The sequence below is a fragment of the Pedococcus sp. NPDC057267 genome, from assembly GCF_042668795.1.
In the GTDB taxonomy this organism is placed as follows: domain Bacteria; phylum Actinomycetota; class Actinomycetes; order Actinomycetales; family Dermatophilaceae; genus Pedococcus.
In genome coordinates this window covers 1-8025 of sequence record NZ_JBHUYG010000141.1, presented here as the reverse complement: position 1 = coordinate 8025, position 8025 = coordinate 1, and the positions used below count along the sequence as shown (strand labels likewise).

The window sequence follows — 8025 nt, the reverse complement described above, 5'->3', positions numbered from 1 at the left end:
CCCGCTCCGGGTGCCCCACCGCCTCGTCCGGTGTCCGCGCAGGTCAGACGGCGTGCGGACCCTTGAAGTACTCGAACGTCCACCCGACGAGGGCGACGACGCCGAACGCGGCGCCGATGATGAACAGCCACCACCCCACCGCGAGGCCGAGGAAGCAGACCGCAGCGGCCCCGGCGAGCGGGAGCGGCCACCAGGAGTGCGGGCTGAAGAAGCCGTACTCCCCCTCCTGCTCGTCGATCTCGCCGGCGGGGTTGTCCTCCGGGCGCTCGGGCAGGCGGCGCCCGGTCGCCCAGAGGTAGAACGCGATCATCGCGCCGAGGCCCGCCGACAGGAACAGGCCCGCGGGACCGACCGGCTCCCGCCAGTGGGTGAAGATGCCGTAGAGGAGCCCGACGGGGGCGAAGAAGGCCGCCAGGATGACGAAGAGCTTGAACTCGATCTTCATGCTCAGTCGCGCTCCTCGTGGAATCGGGGGTTGAGGTCGTGGTCCAGCTCACCGGTGTGGTGCGCGTGCGGGCCGTTGCCGTCGGGGCCGCCGATGATCCGCGTCAGGGTGTCGGGGTCGGCCGGAAGGGTGGTGAACGGTGCCGCCTCCGGGTGGTGCAGGTCGAAGGCCGGGCGCTCGGAGCGGATCCGCGGGATCACGTCGAAGTTGTGCCGCGGCGGCGGGCAGGAGGTCGCCCACTCGAGGGACGCGCCGTACCCCCACGGGTCGTCGGTCTCCACCAGCGGGGCCGTCCGCCAGGTCTTCCAGACGTTGTAGAGGAACGGCAGGGTCGACGCGCCGAGCAGGAACGACCCGTAGGTCGAGACCTGGTTCATCCACGTGAAGCCGTCCTCGGGCAGGTAGTCGGCGTAGCGACGGGGCATGCCGTCGATACCGAGCACGTGCTGGATCAGGAAGGTGGTGTGGAACCCGACGAAGAGCATCCAGAAGTGGATCTTGCCGAGGGTCTCGTCGAGCATCCGGCCGGTGAGCTTGGGCCACCAGAAGTAGAAGCCCGCGAACATCGCGAACACCACGGTGCCGAAGACGACGTAGTGGAAGTGGGCCACCACGAAGTAGCTGTCGGAGAGGTGGAAGTCGAGCGCCGGGCTGGACAGGATGATGCCGGTCAGGCCGCCGAAGAGGAACGTCACGAGGAAGCCGATCGACCACAGCATCGGCGTCTCGAAGGACAGCTTGCCGCCCCACATCGTGCCGATCCAGTTGAAGAACTTCACGCCGGTCGGCACCGCAATGAGCATCGTCATCACCGCGAAGAAGGGCAGCAGCACCTGGCCGGTGGCGTACATGTGGTGCGCCCAGACCGTCACCGACAGCGCGGCGATGCCGATCGTGGCGAAGACGAGGGTCTTGTAGCCGAAGATTGGCTTGCGGGAGAAGACCGGGAGGATCTCGCTGATGATGCCGAAGAACGGCAGGGCGATGATGTAGACCTCGGGGTGCCCGAAGAACCAGAACAGGTGTTGCCACAGCATGGGCCCACCGTTCTCGGGCTGGAACACCTGCGCCCCGAACTTGCGGTCGGCACCCAGGGCCAGCAGCGCGGAGGCAAGGACCGGGAAGGCCATCAGCACGAGCAGCGAGGTGATCAGCACCGTCCAGGTGAAGATCGGCATCCGGAACATGGTCATGCCCGGGGCACGCATGCAGATGATCGTGGTGATGAAGTTGACCGCACCGAGGATGGTGCCGAAGCCACCGAGAGCGAGGCCGAAGACCCAGAGGTCACCGCCGAGGCCGGGGCTGTTCGAGGCGTCCGAGAGCGGGGCGTACGCGAACCACCCGAACGAGGCCGCACCCTGGGGGGTGAGGAAGCCCGCCGAGGCGATGAGGCCACCGAACAGGTACAGCCAGTAGGCGAACATGTTCAGGCGCGGGAACGCCACGTCGGGCGCACCGATCTGCAGCGGCATCAGCGCGTTGGCGAAGCCGGCGAACAGCGGCGTCGCGAACAGCAGCAGCATGATCGTGCCGTGCATGGTGAACAGCTGGTTGTACTGCTCGGGGTTGTCGACCACCTGCAGGCCCGGCTCGAAGAGCTCGGCGCGGATGAGCAGCGCGAGCACGCCGCCGAACATGAAGAAGATGAACGAGGTGATGAAGTAGAGGTTGCCGATGACCTTGTGGTCGGTCGTCGTCATCCACTTCACGACGGTCTGGCCCTTGGTGAGCCGCCGGGTGGAGGTGCCCTGCGTCGAGCGCAGGTAGGTGCCCGCCGTGGATTCGGTCGCCGCTGCCATCACTTGCTCCCAGTGCTCGGGACGAGGTTCTGCTGGTTGTTCATGATCCGCTCGGAGTTGAGGCTGTTGTCGAGCTGACCGGTGTTGCCCTTGGCCTTGAGCTCGGCGATGTGGGCGTCGTAGGTGGCCTGGTCGACGACCTTGACGTTGAACAGCATCTGCGAGTGGTAGGCGCCGCAGAGCTCGGCGCACTTGCCCTTGAAGTCACCGATCTCGGTCGGTACGACCTGGAACTTGTTGACCCGGCCCGGGATCATGTCGAGCTTCTGCAGGAAGGCCGGCACCCAGAACGAGTGGATGACGTCGCGCGAGGTCAGGATGAACTCCGTGCGCTTGCCCACCGGGAGGTACAGGGTCGGCAGGGACGCCTCGGCGCCCTCCTTGCCCGTGAGCTCGGCCTGCGTGCCGCTCTCGTAGGTGCCCTCGTTGACGTAGTTGAAGTCCCAGGACCACTTCTTGCCGATGACGTTGACGACGACGTCGGGGGTCTTGCTGGTGTCCAGCAGGGCCGACTCGTCACGCTGGGTGTAGTAGAAGAGCACGGCGATCATGAACACCGGGACGACGGTGTAGAGGATCTCCATCGGCACGTTGTAGCGCAGCTGCACCGGGAGCTCGGTGTCGTCCTTGCGGCGCCGGTACGCCACGACGCACCACAGGATCAGGCCCCAGACGAGGACGCCGACCGCGAGGGCGGCGATCCAGGCGCCGTTCCACAGGGTCGTGACGCGCTCGCCGCCCTGGGTGGCGGCGCGCGGGAGGAAGCCGTCCTGGACGCGACCGGCGCAGCCCGAGAGGGCAACCGCCAGCAGGGAGGCCACGGCACCCACGGTGGACCTGCGGAGAACTGTCCGCCGGCGCGGGGGGCGCGGCGCAGGGACGTCGTGCTGACGCAACGGTGCACCTTCTTCGAAGCAGTGATGGGCCATTCGCGCCAAACCCTACTCCAGCCGGGAGGCGGTGTCGGGTCGGGGTACGGCTACCGTCGGGGTGTGGCGAATCCCCCTGTCGAGCGCGTCCTCCTCGACGCGGCCCCGGGCCCGGTGCACCCCGCCGCCCGGGCGACCCTGCTGGCCGCCGTCGACGCCGGCTGGGCCGACCCCCGGCGGCTGCACGCCGAGGCCAGGGCGGCGCGCCGGATGCTCGACCAGGCGCGCGAGGTGCTCGCCTCCGGGCTCGGCGTCCGCCCGGCCGAGGTCACCTTCGCCCCCGACGGGCCGACCGCGGTCCGGTGGGCGCTGGACGGCCTGCGGCACGCCGGGCGGCGCCGCGGCGCCCGCACGGTCGCCTCCGCGGTCGAGCACTCGGCGGTCCTCGTCCCGGCCAGGCACGAGGTCGACCGGGCCGGGGACCCGGGCCTCCTGGCGGAGGTCCCCGTGGACCGGCTGGGGCGCGTGGACCTCGACGCCTGGAGGGAGGCGCTGGCGGTGCCCGGCACCGTGGCTGCGGCCCTGCAGCACGCCAACGGGGAGGTGGGTACCCTCCAGCCGCTCGAGGAGGCCCACGACGCCTGCCGGGCAGCGGGCGTGCCCCTGGCGGTCGACGCGCAGGCGTCGCTGGGGCGCGTCCCGGCGCCCACGGCATACGACGTGCTCGCGGGCGACGCCCAGTCGTGGGGCGGTCCCGGCGGGCTGGGGGTCCTCGTCGTGCCCGAGCGCACCCGGTGGCTGCTGCCGGGCGCCACCGACCCGGACGCGGCGCTGCACGGCGCCTCGCGGCACACCCCGTGGGTGCCGCTGGCCCTCGCGGCTGCAGAGGCGTGGCGACAGACGGAGGCGGTGCGCGGGGAGGACGCGGCCGAGGCGTTCGCACTGGTCGGGGACCTGCGCGAGGCGGCCGGCCGGCTGCCCGACGTCGACGTCGTCGGCGACCCGCAGGGCCGGCTGCCGCACGTCCTCACCTTCTCCGCGCTGTATGCCGACGGCGAGGCGCTCGTGCGCGAGCTGGACCGGGCGGGCTTCGCCGTGGCGTCGGGCTCGGCCTGCACCGCGAGCACCCTGCAGCCGAGCCACGTCCTGGCGGCCATGGGCGCGCTCACCCACGGCAACGTGCGGGTCACGCTCCCCCTCGCCGCCGTCGCACCGGAGCGGGCCGCGGGCGTGGCCGCGTTCGTGCGGGCGCTGCCCGGGGCCGTCGAGCGGGTGCGCGAGGAGCTGGGGGCCCGGCGGCTGTGAGCGAGGACGACGTCGTCGACGCGCGCGGCCTGCGCTGCCCTCTGCCCGTCATCCGGCTGGCGCAGCGGGCCCGGGACGCCGCTCCCGGGACCGAGCTCGAGGTGTGGTCCACGGACCCCGCCGCGGCGGCGGACGTACCGGCGTGGTGCCGGATGCGCGGCCACACGTTCGTGGGGGCGCGGGACTGCGGCGAGCACACGGCATACCGGGTCCGGCTCGGGAGCCCGGGGACGGCGGTCAGCTGACCGCGAAGGCGGGCGGTTCGAGGTGGATCGCGTCGGCCAGCCGGCGCAGGTACTCCGGTCGCGGGATGCTCACGATGCCGAGGGTGCGCAGGTGGTCGGTCGCCCACTGCACGTCGATGATGCGGCGCGGGTCACCGTCGGCGAAGACGTGGCCGGCCATCGCGACCACCGCCGCCTTCGAGGCGTCGGTGACGTGGTGGAACATGGACTCCCCCGCGAACAGGCCGCCCACGCACAGCCCGTAGAGGCCGCCGACGAGCTCGCCGTCCTGCCACGTCTCGATGCTGTGCGCCCAGCCGAGCGCGTGCAGCTGGATGTACGCGTCGGCGATCTCGGTGGTGATCCACCGGCCCTCGCGCGAGGGGTCCGCGCACGCGGCCACGACCTCGCGGAACGCGGTGTCGACCCGGATCTCGAAGCGCCGCAGCGAGCGCCGCAACGAGCGGCTCGCGTGCACCCCGCCGGGCAGCAGGACCCCGCGCGGGTCGGGCGACCACCACCCGATCGGCCGGGCGCCGTGGTCACCGAGGCCCATCGGGAACACGCCCGTGCGGTACGCCTCGAGGATCGTCCCCGCGCGCAGGTCACCGCCGACCGCGACGAGGTCCTCCCCCGCGTCGACCCCGGACAGGTCGAAGACCCAGCCGCTGGGCAGGGGCTCGACGGGCTCGGGGGCGACCACCGGTCAGGGGGCTACGCAGGCGATGTGCGGCTCGATCGCGTCGGCCGAGTCCTGGCCGTACGCCTCGGCGAGCCGGGCGAGGAACGTGGACTTGCCGAGGGTGTACTCCTGGGTCCCCACGGTCTCGATGACGTAGGTCGCCAGCATCGAGCCGAGCTCCGCCGCGTGACGCAGGCCGAGGTCGGCGGCAAGGCCCGTGAGGAAGCCGGCGCGGAACGCGTCGCCGACACCGGTCGGGTCGGCCCGGCGCACCTCGCGGGCGACCGAGACGTGGATCGGGTCCTCGCCCTTGCGCTCGATGGTGACGCCGTCCTTGCCCTTGGTGACGACCCGCGTGTTGACCCGCGCGGCGATCTCCTCGGAGGACCAGCCGGTCTTCTGCTCGGTGAGCGCGGCCTCGTACTCGTTGGTGAGCAGGTAGTCGGCGCCGTCGATGAGCTGGCGGATCGTCTCGCCGTCGGCGAAGGCGAGCTGCTGGCTCGGGTCGGCGGCGAACGGGATGCCCCGCGAGCGGCACTCGCGCGTGTGGCGAAGCATCGCCTCGGGGTCGTTGGCCCCGACGACGACGAGGTCGAGGCCGCCGACCCGCTCGGCGATCGGGCCGAGCTCGATCGCCCGGGCCTCGCTCATGGCCCCGGCGTAGAAGGTGGCGATCTGGGCCATGTCCTCGTCGGTGGTGCAGACGAACCGGGCGGTGTGCCGGGACTCCGAGACGTGCACGGACGCGCAGTCCACGCCGTGTCGCTCGAGCCAGCTGCGGTAGTCGGCGAAGTCCTCGCCCACGGCACCGACGAGGATCGGCCGCTGGCCGAGGTTGGCCATGCCGAACGCGATGTTGGCGGCCACTCCCCCACGGCGGACCTCGAGGTCGTCGGCCAGGAACGACAGCGAGACCTTGTCGAGCTGCTCGACCACGAGGGAGTCGCGGAACCTCCCCTTGAAGGTCATGAGGTGGTCGGTGGCAATGGACCCGGTGACGGCGATACGCACACGGGAAACCTACCCGTTGCCGTTGCGGTCGGCAGCGCCGCGGTGGACAGTCGGTCCATGACCGACACGGGGGCAGGGACGGGGACACAGGTGGGCGAGCAGACGGGGGCACAGCCGGGCGAGCAGGCGGGGCGACAGCCGGGGACGCAGACGGCGACCGAGGCGATGCAGGCGCTGGACTTCGGGGGGCTGCGGGCGACGTTCGTCAACTGCACGCTGAAGCGCTCGCCCGAGCGCAGCCACACCCAGGGCCTCATCGACGTCAGCGCCGGGATCATGCGCGACCACGGGGTCGACGTCCGCGAGTTCCGCGCAGTCGACCACGACATCGCCACGGGCGTCTACGTCGACATGACCGAGCACGGCTGGGACCGCGACGAGTGGCCGACGATCTTCGCCGAGATCCTCGAGTCGGACATCCTCGTCCTCGCGGGCCCGATCTGGCTCGGCGACAACTCCAGCGTCACCAGGCGGGTCGTCGAGCGGCTCTACGGCGGCTCCTCGATGACCAACGCGGCCGGGCAGTACGTCTACTACGGCAAGGTCGGCGGCGCGATCATCACCGGCAACGAGGACGGCATCAAGCACTGCGCCTCGAACATCCTCTACAGCCTGCAGCACATCGGCTTCACCATCCCGCCGGGCGCGGACGCCGGCTGGATCGGCGAGGCCGGCCCCGGCCCGTCGTACCTCGACGAGGGCAGCGGCGGCCCCGAGAACGAATTCACCCGGCGGAACACGACGTTCATGACGTTCAACCTCATGCACCTCGCGGCGATGTTCACGGTGGCGGGCGGCTTCCCTGTCGGCGGCAACCAGCGGGTGGCGTGGGACGCCGGCGACCGCTTCGACTCCCCCAACCCCGAGTACCGGTAGGGACTGCCCGGACGCGTGCGACACCGGCACCCACACCCACCGGGTACTCGGCAAAGTCAGGTGCCCGCGGCCCTGACCAGGCTGGAGTCGGCCGGGCTCCTGCAGTCCCACCTCGAGCCGTCGGCGTCGGGCCCGGCCCGGCCCGGAAGTACTACCGCACGACCCCGGCGGGGGTGGCCGAGCTGGCCGCCCGCGGCCGGGCCTGGCGGTCGCTCGTCGCGGCCGTCGACACCGTCACGGGCGCCGCACCGCCCGCCACCGAGGGGGAGACCGCATGACCATCGTCGACCGTTCCCGCATCGCCGGGGCCGTGGCCCGCTACGACTTCTGGATGGACTTCCGTGGGGTGCCCGGCCGTCGCCGCAAGGAGCTGCGCGCCGAGCTGCGCGCCAACCTCGACGAGGCCGCCGAGCGCGAGGGCACGACGCGCGCCCTGCTGGCGATCCGGTCCCCCAGGGCGATGGCGTATGCCGTGGCCGAGACCTACAGGGGCCGGCCGCGGTGGGCGTTCGGCGGGTACGTCGCGCTGGGCACGTGGGTGGTGCTCCAGCTCCTGTGGACGTTCTCCGTCCTCGGTTTCGTCGAGGGCGTGCGCGCGAGCGGCGTGACGGGTCGCCCGGTCACGGGGTCGGTGCCGCCCCTGGTCTCCGAGGCCACCGCCGAGTTCGGCGCCGGCGGCGACCCCGTGTCGGTGGCGGGGGTGCTGCCCCTGTCGGTGCTGCTTGTCGCCCTGGTCGTCTTCGTCCTGGCGGCGGGGCCGTGGCGCCCCCTGCTGGGTCGCCGCCGCACCGGCGCCGTGGCTGCCTGAGCC

General features: G+C 71.8%; 9 protein-coding genes. 4 read left to right on the top strand and 5 right to left on the bottom strand.

All coding sequences use genetic code 11. The annotated features are described in order from the left end of the window. Positions 1-43: 43 nt before the first annotated feature. From ACFUC1_RS19530 to coxB, 3 genes are read right to left on the bottom strand one after another with little or no spacing between them, the layout of a single operon-like run. On the bottom strand, positions 44-445 hold the full coding sequence (locus tag ACFUC1_RS19530) for a cytochrome c oxidase subunit 4 (protein ID WP_379122798.1): 402 nt from the start codon (positions 443-445) through the stop codon (positions 44-46). 2 nt (positions 446-447) lie between these two features. Continuing rightward, positions 448-2247 (bottom strand): cytochrome c oxidase subunit I, encoded by a 1800-nt coding sequence (gene ctaD, locus ACFUC1_RS19525; protein WP_379122796.1) that lies wholly within the window; start codon positions 2245-2247, stop codon positions 448-450. After that, positions 2247-3068, bottom strand: a complete 822-nt coding sequence (gene coxB, locus ACFUC1_RS19520) for a cytochrome c oxidase subunit II (protein ID WP_379122794.1) — start codon at positions 3066-3068, stop codon at positions 2247-2249. Before coxB ends, ctaD begins: the two co-directional genes overlap by 1 nt. A 171-nt stretch (positions 3069-3239) precedes the next feature. On the opposite strand from coxB, the gene ACFUC1_RS19515 reads away from it, so the two are divergent. Continuing rightward, on the top strand, positions 3240-4421 hold the full coding sequence (locus tag ACFUC1_RS19515) for a cysteine desulfurase family protein (RefSeq protein ID WP_379122792.1): 1182 nt from the start codon (positions 3240-3242) through the stop codon (positions 4419-4421). Beyond that, complete coding sequence (locus tag ACFUC1_RS19510) at positions 4418-4666, top strand: sulfurtransferase TusA family protein (protein ID WP_379122790.1); 249 nt, start codon at positions 4418-4420, stop codon at positions 4664-4666. The genes ACFUC1_RS19515 and ACFUC1_RS19510 overlap by 4 nt, the downstream gene beginning before the upstream one ends. Here ACFUC1_RS19510 and aat read toward each other — a convergent pair. After that, positions 4659-5348, bottom strand: coding sequence for a leucyl/phenylalanyl-tRNA--protein transferase (gene aat, locus ACFUC1_RS19505; RefSeq protein ID WP_379122788.1), 690 nt, complete (start codon positions 5346-5348; stop codon positions 4659-4661). The two genes, ACFUC1_RS19510 and aat, sit on opposite strands and share 8 nt — an antisense overlap. 3 nt (positions 5349-5351) lie before the next feature. Continuing rightward, positions 5352-6338: a carbohydrate kinase family protein gene (locus ACFUC1_RS19500; RefSeq protein ID WP_379122786.1), complete on the bottom strand. Its 987-nt coding sequence runs from the start codon at positions 6336-6338 to the stop codon at positions 5352-5354. A gap of 165 nt (positions 6339-6503) precedes the next feature. Between ACFUC1_RS19500 and ACFUC1_RS19495 the strand changes: the two genes are divergently transcribed. Further along, positions 6504-7214: a flavodoxin family protein gene (locus ACFUC1_RS19495; protein WP_379122800.1), complete on the top strand. Its 711-nt coding sequence runs from the start codon at positions 6504-6506 to the stop codon at positions 7212-7214. Between the two features lie 274 nt (positions 7215-7488). Beyond that, positions 7489-8022 carry a hypothetical protein gene (locus ACFUC1_RS19490; RefSeq protein ID WP_379122784.1) on the top strand — a complete coding sequence of 178 codons (534 nt, stop codon included), beginning with the start codon at positions 7489-7491 and terminating at the stop codon, positions 8020-8022. Positions 8023-8025 lie beyond the last annotated feature (3 nt).